The organism is Halopseudomonas pachastrellae, from assembly GCF_900114765.1.
In the GTDB taxonomy this organism is placed as follows: Bacteria; Pseudomonadota; Gammaproteobacteria; order Pseudomonadales; family Pseudomonadaceae; genus Halopseudomonas; species Halopseudomonas pachastrellae.
The window spans coordinates 1-18,749 of the sequence record NZ_FOUD01000026.1; the positions used below are offsets into that span (position 1 = coordinate 1).

Sequence of the window (18,749 nt, forward strand, 5' to 3'; positions counted from 1 at the left end):
CAGGCGCAAGGAAACCGTCGAGCGCAGCTTTGCGGACGCCAAGGAGCTGCACGGGCACCGTTATGCCCGATTCCGTGGACTGCGCAAGGTAATGAAACAGTGCCTGCTGGCAGCCGCCTGCCAAAACATGAAGAAGATTGCCCGCCTGCTGGCGATGCTTTTACGCCTGCAATCCGGGATAAGGCGCGGCACTTGCCTGCGAGGCTGGAAATGGAGCTGCTCGGACGGTTTTTAGCGGTTAGCAGGCTAAATTACCCGACACCTGCAAAATCATTACAAACACCCCAGAAAAACGAAACCCCGCGAAAACGCGGGGTTCGTCAGCAGTCTGAGCCCCGCAAATGCGGGGCTTTTTGTTGTAGCTGGGGTGCGTATTGTCAGTCGAGGTATTCGAACAGCTTGACGATACGTTGTACCCCGCCGATCTGCTGCGCTTGCTGCACGGCAAGGTCGGCTTCATGGTGGGTAACCAAGCCCATCAGGTAGACCACGCCGGCCTCGGTGACCACCTTGATGCGGCTGCCAGGAATGGTGCCATCGGTGAGCAGGCGGGTTTTCAGGTTGGCGGTAATCAGGCCGTCCTGGTTGCGCGCTAGCAGTGACAGGCGCGGGCCGGCGGTCAACTCGTTATGTACCACCTTGACGCGCTGTACCTGTTTGGCCGCTTCGCCTGCGCGGGCGATCAGGTCGCCACGGGGCACCTGTCCGGCAAGCAGTACGACGCCGTTGTAGCTGGTGGCAACAATGCGCCCTTCAGACTCGATGGCGGTATCGGCCTTGTTGACGTTGACCGCTACCTTGGTTTCGATCAACTGGTCGTCGATGGTGCTGCCGAAGGTGCGGGTGCCATGGTTGTCTTCAATCGGTGTGTCACGCGTGGCGGTCAGTACGCTGCTGCAACTGGCGAGCAACAGCGACAGGGCAATAATGGACGCTCTGATCATTCTTCACTCCCGAACAGCTGGCGGTCGATCAGGTCGCACAGGCAGTGGATGGCCAGCAGGTGGACTTCCTGGATGCGCGCGGTGGATCGCGCCGGTACGCGGATTTCGACATCTTCCGGCAGCAGCAGTGACGCCATGGCGCCGCCGTCACGCCCGGTCAGGGCGACTACCTGCATTTCGCGGTCGTGGGCTGCCTGGATGGCCTGCATCACGTTGCCGGAGTTGCCGCTGGTCGAGATGGCCAGCAGCACGTCACCAGGTTGCCCCAGCGCGCGAATCTGCTTGGAGAAGACTTCCTGGTAGCTGTAGTCGTTGGCAATCGAGGTGATGGTGGAGCTGTCGGTGGTCAGGGCGATAGCCGGCAGGCTTGGGCGCTCGCGTTCAAAGCGGTTGAGCAGCTCGGAGGAGAAGTGCTGGGCGTCGCCGGCAGAGCCGCCGTTGCCGCAGCTGAGAATCTTACCTTCGCTGAGCAGGGCGTTGACCATGAGCTGGCTGGCCTGCTCGATGCTGGGGCAGAGCACCTCCATTGCGCGGGTTTTGGTTTCGATGCTGTCGGTGAACAGCTGTCTGATGCGGTGTTGCATATCCATAGGGAAACTCGCTAGCAAGTGAAAGCTTCTCGGATCCAGGTGTAGGAAGAGGGATCCGCGGGGTTGCCTTCGGCGGCAATGACGTCAAAGCGACATGGGCGGTTCGCCAGGCGGGGGTGGGTCAGCAGAAAGTGTTCGGCGGCGCGGATGACGCGCTGTTGCTTGCTGCGCCCGACGCTCTCTGCTGCACTGCCCCAGCGGCTTTGCTGCCGGTAGCGCACTTCGACAAATACTACTGTATCGCCGTCACGCATGACCAGATCAAGCTCGCCCTGACGACAGCGGTGATTGCGCGCCAGACAGCTTAGACCGGCCTGGCGCATGATTTGTTCAGCCATGCGCTCAGCCTGATTACCGGTTTTTTGCCTGCTGGTCAGGCGCAGCATCAGAGGGCGTTGGCGCTGCTGTCCGGGGCTGGCTCCAATACGCCGTTCTGGATTTCACCCCAGGACAGTTGGCGTTGGATGCGGCCACCCTGATCCAGCGAGAGGGTGCCGGTGGCGCCTTCTATGCGGGTATCCGGGTATTGGCGCATTTGCGGCAGGCGCGCAAACACGCGCTGGGTGTCCACGCCCATGGCGTACAGGCGCCCCAGGGCACCACTGGCCTGGGGCCAATTGCCTGTGACGGCGCCATACAGCGGGTCGTTGTGATCGAGCAGCCAGGGGATCTCGGCAATCAGCAGGCCTTCCAGGTCGGCGTTCTGCAGGCCGCTGGGGTCAATCTGGTAAGAGTGAGAAGTTGCATAGACCGGCAGGTCGGCGGCGTACTGGAAGGCCAGCGTCGGCTTGATCTGGCGTGCCTGCAGCGGCGTTGCGGCCAGGAACAGGGCATCCAGATCCTGGCGCGGCGTCGGTTGGGTCAGGACGTTGCCGAGAATGCCCTTGACGCGGTTGGCGCGTCGCTCGCTCTGCTGAATCTTCAGCAGCTCGCCCATCTGGTTGGCGACGGCGGCTGGCTGGTCAACCAGCTCCTGGCCAATGATGCTGCCACCCATGCCTTCCCACTCGGTAATGAAGGCGCGGTTGGCGCGCTGGCTCCAGTCATCGTGGGTGCTTAGCGTAGCAACGCGGCGGTGGCCGTCGCTCCAGGCGCGCTGGGCGGCAGAGCGGGCTTCATCCTCCGGTGCCAGGCCGAATTGGTAGAAGGTGCTGCCGGCGGCCGGTTGCTCGGCGTAGTTCAGTGCCAGCGTGGGCAGGGGCAGGCTTGAGGCGCTTGCCAGCTGGGCTACCTTGTCTTTTTCCAGCGGCCCGATCATCCACTGAACGCCCTCGCTCTGCGCCTGGTTGAGCGCATCAACCACTTGCGCGTACTGGGTGCTGTCGTACAGGGTGACCTGAGGCTGTTCCAAGCCTTCGCTCTGGGCCTGGTATTGGGCGGCCAGGAAACCGTCACGCAGCGCCTGAGCGGCACCGGCCAGCGGGCCGTTGAACGGCAGCAGCAGGCCAATGTGTGTCGGGCGGCTGGCGTGCAGCGATTCGATCTGTTGTACCGGCTGCGGCAGTTGGGCGGCAGCGGGATGGTTGGGGTGTTCTTCCTTCCAGGTTTGCAGTGCACGAATCTGCAGGTCGAGATTGCGCTCGGTGCGGGTGATCAGTGCCAGCTCCAGCCAGCCTGCATAGTCGCCGCTGGCGTTCTTGCTGGCTTGTTGCAGTGCGGCCGTATCTGCGGCGCTCAGGCTTTCCCAGATGGCCTGGCGGTTGCTGGCCTGGCGGCCGGCCGGGAGCAGGCCGTCGATATAGACGCGCTCTTGGGCGGCTTCGATGGGCTGGTTGTTGGCTTCCAGGATGTCGGCGCGCAGTTGCTGGATGCGCAGCTGTTCTTCAACGGGGCGCAAATCCAGTTGCTGCAGTGAGTTGTGCTGAATGGCGCGCAGTGCGCGCGGATTCTCGCCCAGTGCCAGTGCGCTGGTCGCTTGCAATTCGCTGAACCGAATTTGCTGGTCGGTCGGCAGGTCGCTTTGCGGGACGCGCTGCAGGATCTTCTGGGTTTGCTCGGGGTTGCCGGCATTGAGCGCCGTCTGGGCTGCGTGCAGGCGCAGCAGGTTTGCCTCGGCGCCCTCGCGGCGGTCAGCGTCCTTGAGGATTTCATCGACCGAGGCCTGTGGCGTGCGCGGCAGGTCGTCGAGGCTCTGAGGCGTGGAGGCGCAGCCCGCCAGTAGCGCAGACAGGGTCAGGGCGAGGGCGGACAGGCGAAGCGTGCGAGGCATGCGGAGGGTATCCTTACGTGCGGGCAAAGCAGACGGTTGGTTGGCGCTATTGTAGCCGTCGCGTTGGCCAATCTCCAAGGCGGGCGGCGACTGTCTGGCCCCTGCTGTACAATGCGTCACAAATCAGCTTCAGGAATCGCCATGACCATCGCTGCCGGCACCTTGTTTGTGGTCGCCACGCCCATCGGTAATCTGCAGGACCTGACACCCCGCGCGCTGCAGGTGTTGCGGGATGTCAGTCTGATCGCTGCGGAGGATACCCGCCACAGTGCGCGTCTTATGCAGCACTTTGGTATCGCCACTCCCATGACGGCCTGTCATGACCATAACGAACGAGACAAGGGGCAACGGCTGGTCGAGCGGATGCTGGCCGGTGATGATATCGCCCTGATCTCCGACGCCGGTACGCCGTTGATCTCCGATCCGGGCTTTCATCTGGTGCGTCAGGCCCGCGAGGCCGGAATAAAGGTGTCGCCGGTGCCGGGCGCCTGCGCCCTGATTGCTGCGCTGAGCGCTGCCGGTATGCCGTCTGACCGGTTTGCCTTTGAGGGCTTTCTCCCGGCCAAGGCGCATGGTCGCCAGCAGCGCCTGCGGGCCTTGCTTGAAGAGCCGCGTACCTGGCTGGTGTACGAGGCGCCGCACCGGCTGCTCGATTGCCTGCGGGACATGCAGCAGGTGCTGGGCGCGCAGCGGCGAGTGCTGTTGGCCCGCGAGCTGACCAAAACCTTTGAAACATTGCATGCGGCGCCGCTGGATGAACTGGTTGCCTGGGTGGCCGCGGATGCCGACCAGCAGCGCGGTGAGTGCGTCCTGGTGGTCGAGGGCGCGCCCGAGCCGGAGGCTGACGAGGTGAGCGCCCAGGCTCTGCATGTGCTGGATTTGTTGTTGGCCGAGCTGCCGGTCAAGCGGGCGGCCAGGCTGGCTGCGGAGATCACCGGGGTGCGCAAGAATCTGCTTTATCAGGTAGCGCTTGAGCGTGGTGATGGCACGGCGCGTTGACGGGGGCTGCGCCTGCCGCTACTCTTGCCGCCGAGAGTTGGCCGGGCAGTCGCTGTGGTGGTGCGCAAGCACTGTCATGGAGGAAAGTCCGGGCTCCACAGGGTAGAGTGCCAGGTAACGCCTGGGAGGCGCGAGCCTACGGAAAGTGCAGCAGAAAGCAAACCGCCTAAGCGCGCAAGCGCCGGTAAGGGTGAAAAGGTGCGGTAAGAGCGCACCGCGCAGCTGGTAACAGTCTGTGGCGTGGTAAACCCCACTCGGAGCAAGACCAAATAGGAATCCGTTGGTGTGGCCCGCACTGGATTCGGGTAGGTTGCTAGAGGTTGTCAGTGATGGCGATCCCAGAGGAATGACTGTCCTCGACAGAACCCGGCTTACAGGCCAACTCTTAATTTCTTTCCTGTGTGACATCCTTCGCTTTTAGAGCAAAAAAATCTTATTCCTCACAATTCACTTTAAGTTGTGGGGCGATCTTTTTGCTTTGGCTGTTTTTTGTCCTCCCTTATATACCCTCTTTGCATCCCCATTCCCGGTAAATAGCGCTAAACCACTGCTACGCAAGGGTTTTTTCCTCTGTGCGGCTATTGACGCTGTATGGGCGCATTTCTATAGTGTCGCAAAGTGGTGTTAAGTGGGTCGAAGTGGGAAATTTTGGCGCTTTCGACCGCCAACCAAGGAAAAAGGACTGCAGCGTGTTTCGCGGAGCCAATGCCATCAATCTCGACGCCAAAGGGCGACTCGCGGTGCCAGCGCGCTACCGCGACCGCCTGTTGGAGTCGTGTGGCGGGCAGTTGGTCGCGACTATCGCGCTGGAAGAGCGCTGCCTTTGGATCTACCCGCTGCATGAATGGGAAGTGGTCGAAGAGCAGCTGCGTAAGGCGCCGAACATGAATCCTGCGGTCAAGCGTCTGCAGCGCCTGTTGATTGGTAATGCCAACGATCTGGAGCTGGACGGCAACGGCCGCTTTGTTATTCCGCCGCTGCTGCGCGAACACGCCGGGCTGGATAAGAAAGTCATGCTGGTCGGGCAAATCAATAAATTCGAGCTCTGGAGTGAAGAAGCCTGGACGGCTACCACCAGTGCCTATCTGGACGAATCGCAGGAACCCGGCGAACTGCCGGAACAACTGCATTCGCTAAGTCTATGAGTGCCGCAACCGGCTATTCACATATCAGCGTGCTGCTGAACGAGGCGCTTGAGGGGTTGGCCATTCAGGCTGACGGCCTTTATATCGACGGTACTTTCGGGCGCGGCGGGCATAGTCGCGCGCTGCTTGCGCAGCTCGGGCCGGAGGGCAGGTTGATCGCCTTCGATAAAGATCCGGAGGCCATCCGGGTTGGCGACCAGCTAGCGGCCGAAGACGGCCGCTTTGTCGTTGTACAGCGCTCCTTTGCCGAGATGGCTGAAGAATTGCGCGCACGCGGTCTGGCCGGGCAGGTACAGGGCGTTTTGCTGGATCTGGGCGTGTCCTCGCCGCAGCTGGATGACCCGACTCGCGGCTTCAGCTTTCTCAATGACGGCCCGCTGGACATGCGCATGAATCCCTCTGCGGGGCAGAGCGCGGCCGACTGGATCAACAGCGCCAGCGAGGCGGATATCGCGACTGTGCTCAAGGAGTACGGCGAAGAGCGTTTTGCCAAGCGCATGGCGCGCGCTGTGGTAACCCGCCGCGCCGAGCAGCCGTTTACCCGCACTGCTGACCTCGCTGCCGTCATTAAAGAAGCCAACCCCGCCTGGGAAAAGGGCAAGCACCCGGCAACCCGTGCTTTCCAGGGTATTCGCATCTTTATCAATCGTGAGCTGGATGACCTGGCTGACGGCCTGCGCGCGGCGCTTGATGTGCTGGCGCCTGGCGGGCGGATGGCGGTGATCAGCTTTCATTCGCTGGAAGATCGCATGGTCAAGCAGTACATGCGTCGTGAGGCCAAGGGCGCGCCCATTCCGCGCGACCTGCCTATCCGCGATATCGATATCCCGGTGTCCATCAACCTGGTGGGCAAGGCGATCAAGCCGAGTGCCGCCGAGGTAGACGCCAACCCCCGTGCTCGCAGCGCCGTGCTGCGCGTAGCGGAGAAACGCTAATGACCGCCCCGGCGCCCCAATCCCGCCGCTCAGGCCTGCCTGCCGGCAGCGGCTGGCTGCTGCTGGTCGCGGTGCTGGTGATTGTCAGTGCGCTGGCGGTTGCATTCAGCGCGCACTGGAGCCGTCAGTTGCTGAACGAGCTGGCCGGTGAAATGGACGTGCGTGAAAAAGCGCAGGCCGAATGGGGGCGTCTGGTGCTGGAGCAAAGCACCTGGACGGCCTACAGCCGTATCGAACGCATTGCCACCGAGCAGCTCGGCATGAAGGTGCCCGAGCCCAGCGACGTGATTCTGGTGCAGCCATGAGAAAGTTCGCACTCAAGCCCAATGGCAGCCTCTACCCCTGGCGTTTCCGCCTGGTGGTGGGCGTGCTCGGCTTGTGCTGCGTGGCCGTGGGCTGGCGGATTGCCGAGCTGCACGTGCTGGACGAGGGCTTCCTGAAAAGCCAGGGCGACAAGCGCAGCGTGCGCCATGTGCCGATCCCGGCCCATCGCGGCCAAATTACCGACCGTAACGGCGAGCCGCTGGCGGTCAGCACCCCTGTGCTCACTATTTGGGCCAACCCCTCGCAACTGATCGATCAGCAGTCGCACTGGCCGGCGCTTGCCGCTGCGCTGGGCACTGACCTGTCTACCTTCAGCGAGCGCCTCAAGGCAAACGCCGACAAGGAGTTCATCTACCTGCGTCGCCGCATGACGCCAGCGGAAGGCGAGGCGGTGATGGCGCTGGATGTGCACGGCGTTTACAGCATTGAAGAGTACCGCCGCTTCTATCCAGCTGGTGAGGTCGCTGCCCATCTGGTCGGCTTTACCAACGTCGATGAGCAAGGACAGGAAGGGCTCGAACTGGCTTATGACCAATGGCTGCAGGGCGTGCCCGGTCGCCGCCAGGTCCTGCAGGATCGCCGTGGTCGCTTGATCAAGGATGTGCAGGTGGTTGCCAATGCGCGCCCTGGCAATGATCTGCGCCTGTCCATCGATCTGCGTCTGCAATACCTGGCCCACCGCGAACTGCGCGAGGGCATGCAGGAGTTTGGCGCCAAGGCAGGCTCGGTGGTGATTCTGGATGTGAAGACGGGCGAGGTGCTGGCCATGGTCAACCACCCGTCCTACAACCCGAACAACCGCTCCAACCTGCAGCCCAGCATGATGCGTAACCGCGCCATGATCGATGTGTTCGAACCGGGCTCGACCATGAAGCCGATTTCCATGACGGCGGCGCTGGCCACCGGGCGCTGGAAACCGAGCGATCAGGTAAATGTGTATCCAGGCACCCTGCGTATCGGGCAGTACACCATTCGCGACGTATCTCGCGCCCCGGGCGGCGTGCTGGATCTGGGCGGCATTCTGCTCAAGTCCAGTAACGTCGGCATGAGTAAGGTAGCGCTGGATATCGGCGGCGAGGCCGTGCACGACGCCATGCAGGCGGTCGGTCTGGGCGAGTACACCGGTGTCGGCTTCCCGGGTGAGGGTGTCGGCAAGCTGCCAACCTACCGTACCTGGCGCTCCGCTGAGACTGCCGCGCTGTCCTACGGCTACGGCTTGTCGGTTACTGCCGTGCAGCTGGCGCAAGCCTACGCGATTCTGGCCAACGACGGCCGCAAGGTGCCGATGTCGCTGCTGCAGGTAGATGAGCAGCCTGCTGGAGAACAGGTGTTGCCCGAAGAGGCGACACGCATGGTGCAGACCATGCTGCAAAATGTGATCGAGGCCGACGGCGGCACCTACCGGGCACGTGTGCCCGGTTACCACGTGTCCGGCAAGAGTGGCACCGCGCGTAAGGCCAGTACCTCTGAAAAGGGCTATCGCGAAGATTCCTATCGCTCACTGTTTGCCGGCTTCGGGCCGAGCACCGATCCGCGCATCGCCATCGCTGTGGTAATCGATGAGCCAAGCGAAGGTGGCTATTACGGTGGCCTGGTTGCGGCGCCGGTGTTTGGCGGCCTGATGTCCAACGTACTGCGTTTGATGAACATCGCGCCGGACAACCTGGCCGGCCTGCAGCAGGTAGAGTTGCCCGCGCCGCCTGCGGAAGGGGGGCGTGGATGAAGCTGTCTCAGTTGCTCCCTGACCTGACCCAGGCCGATACCGAGATTCAGGGCCTGGCCCTGGACAGCCGCCGCGTAAAGGCCGGTGATCTGTTTCTGGCCTGTGCTGGCCGCCAGCACGACGGCCGCCGCCACATTGAGCAAGCGGTTGCTGCGGGTGCGGTTGCGGTTGCTTTTGAGCCGGAAGGTTTCAGTGCCCCGGCGCTGGCTGTGCCCATGCTTGCGGTCAGCGGCCTGCACCAGCAGCTGTCGGCGTTGGCCGATCGCTTTTACGGCCAGCCCAGTGCTGCGCTGCAGGTGGTGGGCATTACCGGCACCAACGGCAAAACCAGTATCAGCCAGATGCTGGCCCAGGCGCTGAACCAGTTGGGTTCGCGCTGTGGCGTGATCGGTACCCTGGGCAGCGGTTTCCCCGATGCACTGATCGATCATGGCATGACCACCCCCGATGCCCTCGCCGTGCAGCGCCAGTTGGCCAGTCTGCAGGCAGAGGGCGCGCGTCAGGTCGCCATGGAGGTGTCGTCCCACGCGCTGGATCAGCAGCGGGTCGCGGCCGTGCGCTTTGCGGTCGGCGTGTTCACCAACCTGAGTCGCGACCATCTGGATTACCACGGCAGCATGCAGGCCTACGGTGAAGCCAAGGCCGAGCTGTTCAAGCGCCCGCTGAGTGCGGCGGTGATCAACCTGGATGACCGCTTTGGTCGCGAGCTGGCCGCCAGCTGCGCCTGCCCGGTCATTGGCTTCAGCCTGCAGGACAGCGGCGCTGCTCTGTATTGTGCCGACGTGCAATCCGACAGTCTGGGCCTGAGTGCCCGCCTTTTCATTCAGGGTAAAGAATTCAACCTGCGCAGCCCGCTGCTCGGTCGCTTCAACCTCAGCAACCTGCTCGCCGTGCTCGGCAGTCTGCTGGCGCTTGGAGTGGATGCTGACGCTGCGTTGGCGCAGGTGGCGTCACTGCTGCCGCCAGCAGGGCGCATGCAGCGCCTGGGTGGCGGCGCGCTGCCGCTGGTGGTGGTGGATTACGCGCACACACCGGATGCGCTGGAAAAAGCACTGGTCGCCTTGCACGAGCACGCGGCCGGTCGTGTTATTTGCGTGTTTGGTTGCGGTGGCGACCGCGACAACGGCAAGCGGCCGCTGATGGCGCGCATTGCCGAGCAGCACGCAGCGAAAGTTGTGGTGACCGACGACAACCCTCGTACCGAGGCGTCGGCACAGATCATTGAACAAGTTTGTCAGGGCGCGGAACACCCGCAGGCGTTGACCGTCATACCCAACCGTGCACAGGCAATCGCGCAGACGATTGCTGCTGCACAGACCGGCGATGTCATTCTGCTCGCCGGCAAGGGTCACGAGAATTACCAGGAGATCGACGGCGTGCGTCACCCCTTCAGCGATATTGAACAAGCCGGTCAGGCTCTGCAGCAGTGGGAGGCCAGCCATGCTTGAAGCGCTGCGTCTGAGCGACCTGCTGAAACCCCTGATGGCGACCCTGAACGGGGTCGATACTCATTTTGACAGCGTCAGCATTGATGCCCGTACCGTCGAGCGTGGCGGTCTGTTTGTTGCCTTGGCTGGCAGCCGCAGCAACGGTCATGACTTTGTTGCCCAGGCCCGTGAAAACGGCGCAGCTGCGGCGATGGTCGAGTACCTGGTGGACGATCCGCTGCCGCAGTTGCTGGTGCATGACTGCCAGTTGGCGCTGGGTAGCCTGGCCGCTCTGGTGCGTAAGCAGTTCACCGGCACGGTAATCGGCATTACCGGCTCCAGCGGCAAAACCACCGTCAAGGAAATGCTGGCCGCCATTCTGCGCGAATGCGGGCCGGTACTCGCCACGCGCGGCAATCTGAACAACGAACTGGGTGTGCCGCTGACGCTGCTGCAACTCACCAGCGAGCACCGCTTTGCGGTCATCGAGATGGGCGCCGCTCAGGTGGGCGACATCAATTACAGCATGGGCCTGGTCAAGCCGCAGATCAGCGTGCTGACCAACGCCGAGATGGCGCACGTTGGCCGCTTTGGCAGCCCAGAGAGCATTGCCAAGGCCAAAGGCGAAATTGTTTCTGCGCTGCCGGCCGGTGGTCATGCGGTGCTGAACCTGGATAGCCCCTGGTTCGAGCAGTGGTATCAGTTGCTCGGCAGCCGCCGCACCGCCAGCTCTTTCAGTCTGAAGAATCCGACCGCGCAGCTGCGCGCCGAGGCGCTTGAACTGGACGAGCAGGGTCGCCCGCACTTCAACCTGATCACGCCGGCAGGTGGCGTGTCCGTGCAGCTGCAGCTGCGCGGCATGCACAACGTTGCCAACGCGCTGGCCGCTGCCGGCGCCGCCTTGCAGGCTGGTGCCGACCTGAGCGCCATTGCCGCGGGCCTGGCTGCACTGGCACCCGTTGATGGTCGTGGCAACTGGGCGGTCGGCCTGGGCGGTGCGCAGATCATCGACGACGCCTACAACGCCAACCCTGCCTCTGTTATCGCCGCCATTGACCTGCTGGCCAGCCTGGACGGGCGCCGCGTGCTGGCGCTGGGTGACATGGGCGAGCTGGGCGAGTGGGCTGAGCAAAGCCACCGTGAGGTTGGTGAGCACGCTCGCAAGGTCGGCCTGGACGCCCTTTATGCCACCGGCCGGCTGTCCGCCCTGGCCGTTGATGCTTTTGGCGAGCAGGGCTGCCTGTTCGATAGCCGCGAGGCGCTGGTTGCCGCGCTGGCTCCCACTCTGGATGCCAACACCCGTGTGTTGGTGAAAGGCTCGCGCAGTGCGGGCATGGATACTGTCGTCGCCGGCCTTCTGGCCCCGGCTGACGCGCACAACAACGACAACGGGGCCAGCTGAAATGTTGCTTTTCCTTGCCGAGTTTCTCCAGCAGTACTACTCCGGCTTTTCGGTATTCCAGTACCTGACCCTGCGCGGCATTCTGGGTGTGCTGACCGCGCTGGCTATCGCGCTGTGTCTGGGGCCCTGGATGATTCGTACCCTGCAGGTGCGTCAGATTGGCCAGTCGGTGCGTACCGATGGCCCGCAGTCGCACCTGTCCAAAAAGGGCACGCCCACCATGGGCGGCGCGCTGATTCTTGTCGCTATCGGCATCGCCACGCTGCTGTGGGCTGACCTGCGCAACCTGTATGTCTGGGTGGTACTGGGCGTGACCATCAGCTTTGGTGCAGTGGGCTGGGTTGATGATTACCGCAAGGTGATCGAGAAAAACTCCCGTGGCCTGCCGTCGCGCTGGAAGTATTTCTGGCAGTCCGTTTTTGGTCTGGCAGCGGCAATCATCCTTTATATGGCGGCAAAGACGCCGGTCGAGACCACGCTGATCGTGCCGTTCTTCAAGCAGGTCGAGTTTCAGCTGGGCGTGCTCTTTGTCGTGCTGACCTACTTCGTCATCGTCGGCTCCAGCAACGCGGTCAACCTGACTGACGGGCTGGATGGCCTGGCCATTTTGCCGACCGTGATGGTTGGCGGCGCGTTGGGCATCTTTGCCTACCTGTCCGGTAACGCCAAGTTTGCGGAATACCTGCTGATCCCCTATGTGCCGGGCGCGGGCGAGCTGATCATTTTCTGCGGTGCGCTGCTGGGCGCCGGTCTTGGCTTTCTCTGGTTCAACACCTATCCCGCCCAGGTCTTCATGGGCGACGTGGGCGCGCTGGCACTCGGCGCGGCGCTGGGTGTGATTGCCGTGATCGTGCGACAGGAAATTGTGCTGTTCATCATGGGCGGCATTTTCGTGGTCGAAACGCTGTCGGTCATCGTGCAGGTGGCGTCGTTCAAGCTGACCGGGCGCCGGGTGTTCCGCATGGCGCCGATCCATCACCACTTTGAACTCAAAGGCTGGCCGGAGCCGCGCGTGATTGTGCGCTTCTGGATCATCACCGTCGTACTGGTGCTGATCGGTCTGGCCACATTGAAGCTGCGTTAAGGAGCAGGGCGTGTCACTGATTACCACGGACAAGAAACGGATCATCGTCGGGCTCGGCAGTAGCGGGCTCTCGGTCGCCCGTTATCTGGCGGGCCAGGGCCTGTCCTTTGCCGTGGCCGACACCCGTGAAAACCCGCCCGGGCTGGAAAAGCTGAAGCGTTTTGCCCCCATGGCTGATCTGTACCTCGGCGAGCTGGATGAGGCGCTGCTGTGTGCTGCCGACGAACTGATTGTCAGCCCTGGCGTGGCGCTGGCAACGCCTGCACTGCAGACCGCCGCCAAGGCAGGCGTCAGCATCGTGGGTGATATCGAACTCTTTGCCCGTGTTGCCAAAGCGCCGATCGTGGCGATCACCGGCTCCAACGCAAAGAGCACCGTGACCACGCTGGTCGGCGAGATGGCCGCTGCAGCCGGCGTCAAGGTGGCGGTGGGCGGCAACCTGGGCACGCCTGCGCTGGATCTTTTGGATGAGCAGCCGGAGCTGTACGTGCTGGAGCTGTCGAGCTTTCAGCTGGAGACCACGGCTAACCTCAATGCCATGGTCGCCACCGTGCTCAATATCAGTGAAGACCATATGGATCGCTACAGCACGCTGGCTACCTATCACCTGGCCAAGCACCGCATCTTCCGCGGCGCGCAGCAGGTTGTGGTGAACCGCGATGACGCGCTGTCGCGTCCGCTGGTGGCAGACGATCTGCCGCGACTGACCTTTGGTCTGTCGCGTCCTGACTTCAAGGGCTTTGGTCTGATCGAGCAGGCCGGCGAGAGCTGGCTGGCTTATGAATTCAAGGCGCTGATGCCGACCCGCGAGCTGAAAATGCGCGGCGCGCACAATCAGTCCAATGCGCTGGCGGCGTTGGCGCTCGGGCAGGCGGCTGGTCTGCCGATGGCTGCGATGCTCGATACGCTGCGCAGCTTCACCGGCCTGCCGCACCGCTGCCAGTGGGTCGGCAGCCATAACGACGTGGCGTACTTTGATGATTCCAAGGCAACCAACGTGGGCGCTGCGCTGGCGGCGATCAACGGCTTTGCTGCGGACATGGACGGCAAGCTGGTGCTGATTGCCGGTGGCGATGGCAAGGGCGCCGACTTTGCGCCGTTGCAGGCTCCTGTTGCCGCGCACTGCCGTGCGGTGGTGCTGCTTGGCCGTGACGCTGACCGGTTGAGCGCCGCGCTGGGCGATGCGGTGGTGCAACGCCGTGTCGGCTCAATCGAAGACGCCGTCAGCGTGGCCGCTGAACTGGCAGAAGCCGGCGATCTGGTGCTGCTGTCGCCCGCCTGCGCCAGCCTGGACATGTTCCGCAACTTTGAAGAACGGGGCCGGCTGTTTGCCGACGCGGTCGGGAGGCTGGGCGCATGAACCTGTCTCTGAACCTGCGTGAGGCCGCTGCTCCGCTGTTTGGCGCGCGCCGCTTTGATATGGACCTGCCGCTACTGGTGGGGGCCTTTGGGCTGCTGGCGCTCGGGCTGGTGATGGTGACTTCCGCCTCGATGGAAGTCGCAGCCGGTCGCCTTGGCAGCCCGCTGTACTACATGAACCGTCAGATCGTTTATCTGCTGGTTGGCCTGGGCGCGCTGGCGGTGACCTTGTCGGTGCCGGTGGCTGTGTGGGAGCGTTTCCGCTTCCTGCTGCTGTTCCTCGGCTTTGCCTTGCTGGTGGCGGTACTCATCCCGGGCATTGGGCGTGAGGTGAACGGTAGCTGGCGCTGGATTGGTGTCGGCCCGATCAACATTCAGCCCTCGGAATTGGCCAAGCTGTTTGCCGTGGTCTTTCTGGCCGGTTACCTGGTGCATCGCCAGGATGAGGTCAAAGAGGCCTGGTTCGGCTTTATCAAACCCTTCATGGTGCTTGGGCCCATGGCCTGCCTACTGATTGTCGAGCCGGACTTTGGTGCCACTGTGGTGCTGCTGGGCGCGGCCACCGGGATGCTGTTCCTGGGCGGCGTCGGGCTGTTCCGCTTCCTGCTGCTATTCGGCTCGCTTGGCGCGCTCGCTGCGCTGGCCGTCTGGGCCGAACCCTACCGTCTGCAGCGCCTGACCGGTTTCCTCGACCCGTGGCAAGACCCGTACGGCACCGGTTACCAGCTGACCCAGGCGCTGATCGCCTTTGGCCGTGGCGAGTGGTTTGGCGTTGGTCTGGGCAACAGCATTCAGAAGCAATTCTATCTGCCCGAGGCGCACACCGACTTTGTGTTTGCCGTGCTGGCCGAGGAGCTGGGCATGATCGGTGCGCTGGCAGCCTTTGCCCTGCTGATCTTTGTTGCGGTACGTGGCCTGTACGTGGGTCTGGCTGCCGAGCGCGAGGGCATGCTGTTCCACGCCTATCTGGCTTACGGCCTGGCAATCATGTGGTGTGGCCAGATTCTGATCAACGTGGGGGTCAACATCGGCCTGCTGCCAACCAAGGGGCTGACGCTGCCGTTCCTCAGTTATGGCGGTAGCTCGCTGGTGGTCTGCTGCATCTGTCTCGGTCTGTTGCTGCGCATCGACTGGGAGCGCCGTCAACCGCGCCAGGAGGCCAGCAATGAGCAATAAGGTACTGGTAATGGCCGGCGGCACCGGTGGACATGTCTTCCCGGCACTGGCTTGCGCGCGTCTGCTCAAGGAGCAGGGCTATGAGGTGCATTGGCTGGGTACCCGACGCGGTATCGAAGTGGACCTGGTACCCCAGGCTGGCTTCCCGATCCATTACATCGACATTCAGGGGCTGCGCGGCAAGGGCAAGCTGGATCTGCTGAAAGCGCCGTTCCGCATCCTGCGCGCGCTGGGGCAGTCGCTGAAGCTGCTGAAACAGCTGAAGCCCATCTGCGTACTGGGCGCTGGTGGCTACGCCACCGGGCCGGGTGGTCTGGCTGCCTGGCTGCGCCGTATCCCGCTGGTGATCCACGAGCAGAACGCCGTGGTCGGCACCGCTAATCGCTTGTTGGCGCGTCTGGCCAAACGTCGCTGTGAAGGCTTTGCCGGCAGTTTTGCCGAAGGCGCAGACCGCCGCAGCACCGGCAACCCGGTGCGTGAGGATATCTTTGCCACGCCAGCGCTGAGCTGGGACGGCAGCCGTCCTCTGCGCCTGCTGGTACTGGGTGGCAGCCTCGGCGCCATGCCGCTGAACAAGCTACTGCCGGCGGCGCTGGCCAAGATTGATCCCGCGCAGCGGCCGCAGGTGGTGCACCAGTGCGGCAAGCAGCATCTGCTGCTGGCGCGCGAAGCCTATGAGCAGGCCGGTGTGCGCGCCGAGGTTGAAGCCTTTATCGCCGACATGGCTGGTGCCTACGCCTGGGCTGATCTTGTGATCTGCCGAGCCGGTGCCCTGACGGTATGCGAGCTGGCCGCGGCTGGCCGGCCTTCGCTGCTGGTGCCGCTGCCGCACGCTATTGACGATCACCAGACCGCCAACGCCCGTTACCTGGCTGACCGCGGCGCCGCTGTGCTGATGCCCCAGAAAGAGCTCGATGCCGAGCAATTGGCCAATACCCTGACGACTTACATGAATAACCCGGAGCAGCTGCAACAGATGGCCCAACGAGCCCGTGAACAAGCCACCCCCAACGCCACCGCCGACGTCGTGCGTGCTTGCCTGGAGGTTGCCCGTGAGCACTAACAAAACCACTCAGGCCACCTTCACGCTGCCGGGCATGCGGCGTATCCGCCATATCCACTTTGTTGGTATTGGCGGTGTGGGCATGTGCGGTATTGCCGAGGTGTTGCTGAACCTTGGCTACGAGGTGTCGGGCTCGGACCTCAAGCGTTCCGCCGTAACCGAACGACTGGCGTCCTTTGGTGCGCGCATCGACATCGGTCATCGTGCCGAGAACCTGCTGGAAGCCGATGTGCTGGTGGTATCCAGCGCGATCAACCCGCAGAACCCGGAAGTAGCCGCCGCCATCGAGCGTCGCATTCCTGTGGTGCCGCGCGCCGAGATGCTGGCTGAGCTGATGCGCTATCGCCACGGTATCGCCGTTGCCGGCACCCACGGCAAGACCACTACGACCAGCCTGATTGCTTCGGTGCTGGCTGCCGACGGCATGAGCCCGACCTTTGTTATTGGCGGCAAGCTGACCGCTGCCGGCACCAACGCCCAGCTGGGTGAAAGCCGCTATCTGGTGGCCGAGGCCGATGAAAGCGACGCGTCGTTCCTGCATTTGCAGCCGATGGTGGCGATCGTTACCAACATCGATGCCGACCACATGGAGACCTACGAGGGCGACTTCAGCAAACTCAAGCGCACCTTTGTCGAGTTTCTGCACAACCTGCCGTTCTACGGCCTGGCCGTGCTGTGCATTGATGACCCGGTCGTGCGCGAGATTCTGCCGCAGATCAATCGGCAAGTGGTGACCTACGGCCAGTCCGAAGACGCCGACATCCGTGCCGTGAACATCCACCAGCGTGGCATGCAGACCTTCTTTACCGTGCTGCGTGAAGGGCGCGAGCCGCTGGACGTATCGGTCAACATGCCGGGCGTTCACAACGTGCTCAACTCGCTGGCAACCATCGCCGTGGCCACCGACGAGGGCGTGTCTGACCGCGCGATTGTTGACGGTCTTGCCGGTTTCCAGGGTGTTGGTCGGCGCTTCCAGGTACAGGGCAACTTCCGCTGGGGTGCAGGCGAAATCATGCTGGTGGACGACTACGGTCACCACCCGCGCGAAGTGGCTGCCGTGATCAAGGCCGTGCGCGCCGGCTGGCCGGAACGCCGCCTGGTGATGCTCTATCAGCCGCACCGCTACAGCCGTACCCGCGATCTCTACGAAGATTTTGTGCAGGTGCTGGGTGAAGCAAATGCGCTGCTGCTGATGGAAGTCTATCCCGCCGGCGAAGAGCCGGTGACGGGCGCAGACAGCAAACACCTGTGCCGCAGCATTCGCCAGCGCGGCCAGCTGGATCCGATCTACGTCGAGCGTGATGCCGACGTCATGCCGCTGCTCGAAGCAGTGCTGCAACCGGGCGACATCCTGCTGACCCAGGGTGCCGGTGATATTGGCGGGTTGTCGGTGCAGTTGGCCGATGCCCTGGCAACTCATTCCCGGGAGGGTAAAGCCTGATGGCCGACGTATCTGTATTCGGGCGGGTAGCGGTGCTGTTTGGCGGTAGTTCTGCCGAGCGCGCGGTGTCCCTCAAATCCGGTGCTGCCGTGCTGGCTGCACTGCAGGCCGCTGGCGTAGACGCCTACGGCATCGACGCTGGCGCGCAATTGGCCGAACAGCTGTTGAATGAGCGGCCGGACCGGGTGTTTATCGCGCTACACGGGCGCGGCGGTGAGGATGGCAGCCTGCAGGGCCTGCTTGAAAGTTTGCGTATTCCCTATACCGGCAGTGGCGTCATGGCCTCGGCGATCGGTATGGACAAACTGCGTACCAAACAGATCTGGCAAAGCCTGGGCCTGCCGACGCCGGCTTACGCCATGCTGCGTGATGGCGAGCAGTGTGCCGAGATTGTCGAGCGTCTGGGCACGCCGCTGATCATCAAGCCGCTGCACGAAGGTTCCAGCATCGGCATGGCCAAGGCTGACAGTCTGCAGCAGCTGCAGGATGCCTGGCAGGGCGCGCAGTCCTACGACAGCGAAGCGCTGGTCGAGCAGTGGATACAGGGCGCCGAGTTTACCGTCGCCGTGCTGGACGGTCAGGCGCTGCCGCCGATCCGCCTGCGTACGCCGCACACCTTTTATGACTATGAGGCCAAGTATCAGGCCAATGACACCCAGTACCTGTGCCCGTGCGGTTTGCCGCCCGAGCAGGAAGCGCAGCTCAAGGCGCTCAGTCTGCGTGCCTTCGAGGCCGTGGGCTGCAAAGGCTGGGGCCGGGTAGACGTGATGCAGGACGAGCAGGGCAACTTTTACCTGCTGGAAGTCAACACCGTGCCGGGCATGACGGACCACAGCCTGGTGCCCATGGCGGCCAAGGCCACGGGGTTGAGTTTTGGCGATCTGGTACTGGCCATTCTGGCTGGCACCCTGAACTGATGGATAACTGA

At 63.1% G+C, this 18,749-nt stretch carries 18 protein-coding genes and 1 other RNA gene; 15 read left to right on the forward strand and 4 right to left on the reverse strand.

Annotated features, from left to right (window positions below):
- On the forward strand, positions 1-235 hold a 235-nt coding region (locus tag BM116_RS17290; protein WP_175494053.1), incomplete at its 5' end, for a transposase.
- A 142-nt stretch (positions 236-377) separates the two neighbouring features.
- Here the strand turns inward: BM116_RS17290 and BM116_RS17295 are convergent.
- From BM116_RS17295 to BM116_RS17310, 4 genes are read right to left on the reverse strand one after another with little or no spacing between them, the layout of a single operon-like run.
- The gene (locus tag BM116_RS17295) at positions 378-944 is read right to left on the reverse strand and encodes a BON domain-containing protein (protein ID WP_083728280.1); all 567 of its coding nucleotides are present in this window, start codon (positions 942-944) and stop codon (positions 378-380) included.
- A complete protein-coding gene (locus tag BM116_RS17300) occupies positions 941-1,534 on the reverse strand; it encodes a phosphoheptose isomerase (RefSeq protein ID WP_083728279.1) in 594 nt (197 codons plus the stop codon). Before BM116_RS17300 ends, BM116_RS17295 begins: the two co-directional genes overlap by 4 nt.
- An 11-nt stretch (positions 1,535-1,545) precedes the next feature.
- Positions 1,546-1,911: a YraN family protein gene (locus BM116_RS17305; RefSeq protein ID WP_175494055.1), complete on the reverse strand. Its 366-nt coding sequence runs from the start codon at positions 1,909-1,911 to the stop codon at positions 1,546-1,548.
- A gap of 8 nt (positions 1,912-1,919) precedes the next feature.
- On the reverse strand, positions 1,920-3,743 hold the full coding sequence (locus BM116_RS17310) for a penicillin-binding protein activator (protein WP_083728277.1): 1,824 nt from the start codon (positions 3,741-3,743) through the stop codon (positions 1,920-1,922).
- A 141-nt stretch (positions 3,744-3,884) separates the two neighbouring features.
- On the opposite strand from BM116_RS17310, the gene rsmI reads away from it, so the two are divergent.
- The 14 genes from rsmI (at position 3,885) to BM116_RS17380 (ending at position 18,738) form a co-directional block, all read left to right on the forward strand.
- Positions 3,885-4,742 (forward strand): 16S rRNA (cytidine(1402)-2'-O)-methyltransferase, encoded by an 858-nt coding sequence (rsmI, locus tag BM116_RS17315; RefSeq protein ID WP_090475291.1) that lies wholly within the window; start codon positions 3,885-3,887, stop codon positions 4,740-4,742.
- 33 nt (positions 4,743-4,775) lie between these two features.
- Positions 4,776-5,132, forward strand: an RNA gene (gene rnpB, locus BM116_RS17320) — RNase P RNA component class A.
- Positions 5,133-5,431: 299 nt separating this feature from the next.
- The gene (mraZ, locus tag BM116_RS17325) at positions 5,432-5,887 is read left to right on the forward strand and encodes a division/cell wall cluster transcriptional repressor MraZ (protein WP_083728275.1); all 456 of its coding nucleotides are present in this window, start codon (positions 5,432-5,434) and stop codon (positions 5,885-5,887) included.
- Positions 5,884-6,822: a 16S rRNA (cytosine(1402)-N(4))-methyltransferase RsmH gene (gene rsmH, locus BM116_RS17330; RefSeq protein ID WP_083728274.1), complete on the forward strand. Its 939-nt coding sequence runs from the start codon at positions 5,884-5,886 to the stop codon at positions 6,820-6,822. Before mraZ ends, rsmH begins: the two co-directional genes overlap by 4 nt.
- Positions 6,822-7,127 carry a cell division protein FtsL gene (ftsL, locus tag BM116_RS17335; RefSeq protein ID WP_083728273.1) on the forward strand — a complete coding sequence of 102 codons (306 nt, stop codon included), beginning with the start codon at positions 6,822-6,824 and terminating at the stop codon, positions 7,125-7,127. Before rsmH ends, ftsL begins: the two co-directional genes overlap by 1 nt.
- The gene (locus tag BM116_RS17340; RefSeq protein WP_083728272.1) at positions 7,124-8,869 is read left to right on the forward strand and encodes a peptidoglycan D,D-transpeptidase FtsI family protein; all 1,746 of its coding nucleotides are present in this window, start codon (positions 7,124-7,126) and stop codon (positions 8,867-8,869) included. Before ftsL ends, BM116_RS17340 begins: the two co-directional genes overlap by 4 nt.
- Positions 8,866-10,317: a UDP-N-acetylmuramoyl-L-alanyl-D-glutamate--2,6-diaminopimelate ligase gene (locus tag BM116_RS17345; protein WP_083728271.1), complete on the forward strand. Its 1,452-nt coding sequence runs from the start codon at positions 8,866-8,868 to the stop codon at positions 10,315-10,317. Before BM116_RS17340 ends, BM116_RS17345 begins: the two co-directional genes overlap by 4 nt.
- Entirely contained in the window at positions 10,310-11,698 is a 1,389-nt protein-coding gene (locus BM116_RS17350) for a UDP-N-acetylmuramoyl-tripeptide--D-alanyl-D-alanine ligase (protein ID WP_083728270.1), read from the forward strand. Before BM116_RS17345 ends, BM116_RS17350 begins: the two co-directional genes overlap by 8 nt.
- Position 11,699: 1 nt before the next feature.
- The gene (gene mraY / locus BM116_RS17355; RefSeq protein WP_083728269.1) at positions 11,700-12,782 is read left to right on the forward strand and encodes a phospho-N-acetylmuramoyl-pentapeptide-transferase; all 1,083 of its coding nucleotides are present in this window, start codon (positions 11,700-11,702) and stop codon (positions 12,780-12,782) included.
- 10 nt (positions 12,783-12,792) lie between these two features.
- Entirely contained in the window at positions 12,793-14,142 is a 1,350-nt protein-coding gene (gene murD, locus BM116_RS17360) for a UDP-N-acetylmuramoyl-L-alanine--D-glutamate ligase (RefSeq protein ID WP_083728268.1), read from the forward strand.
- On the forward strand, positions 14,139-15,317 hold the full coding sequence (gene ftsW, locus BM116_RS17365; protein ID WP_083728267.1) for a putative lipid II flippase FtsW: 1,179 nt from the start codon (positions 14,139-14,141) through the stop codon (positions 15,315-15,317). The genes murD and ftsW overlap by 4 nt, the downstream gene beginning before the upstream one ends.
- The gene (murG, locus tag BM116_RS17370) at positions 15,307-16,380 is read left to right on the forward strand and encodes an undecaprenyldiphospho-muramoylpentapeptide beta-N-acetylglucosaminyltransferase (protein ID WP_083728266.1); all 1,074 of its coding nucleotides are present in this window, start codon (positions 15,307-15,309) and stop codon (positions 16,378-16,380) included. Before ftsW ends, murG begins: the two co-directional genes overlap by 11 nt.
- 34 nt (positions 16,381-16,414) lie before the next feature.
- Positions 16,415-17,821 carry a UDP-N-acetylmuramate--L-alanine ligase gene (murC, locus tag BM116_RS17375; protein WP_083728281.1) on the forward strand — a complete coding sequence of 469 codons (1,407 nt, stop codon included), beginning with the start codon at positions 16,415-16,417 and terminating at the stop codon, positions 17,819-17,821.
- Positions 17,821-18,738 (forward strand): D-alanine--D-alanine ligase, encoded by a 918-nt coding sequence (locus BM116_RS17380; RefSeq protein WP_083728265.1) that lies wholly within the window; start codon positions 17,821-17,823, stop codon positions 18,736-18,738. Before murC ends, BM116_RS17380 begins: the two co-directional genes overlap by 1 nt.
- Positions 18,739-18,749 lie beyond the last annotated feature (11 nt).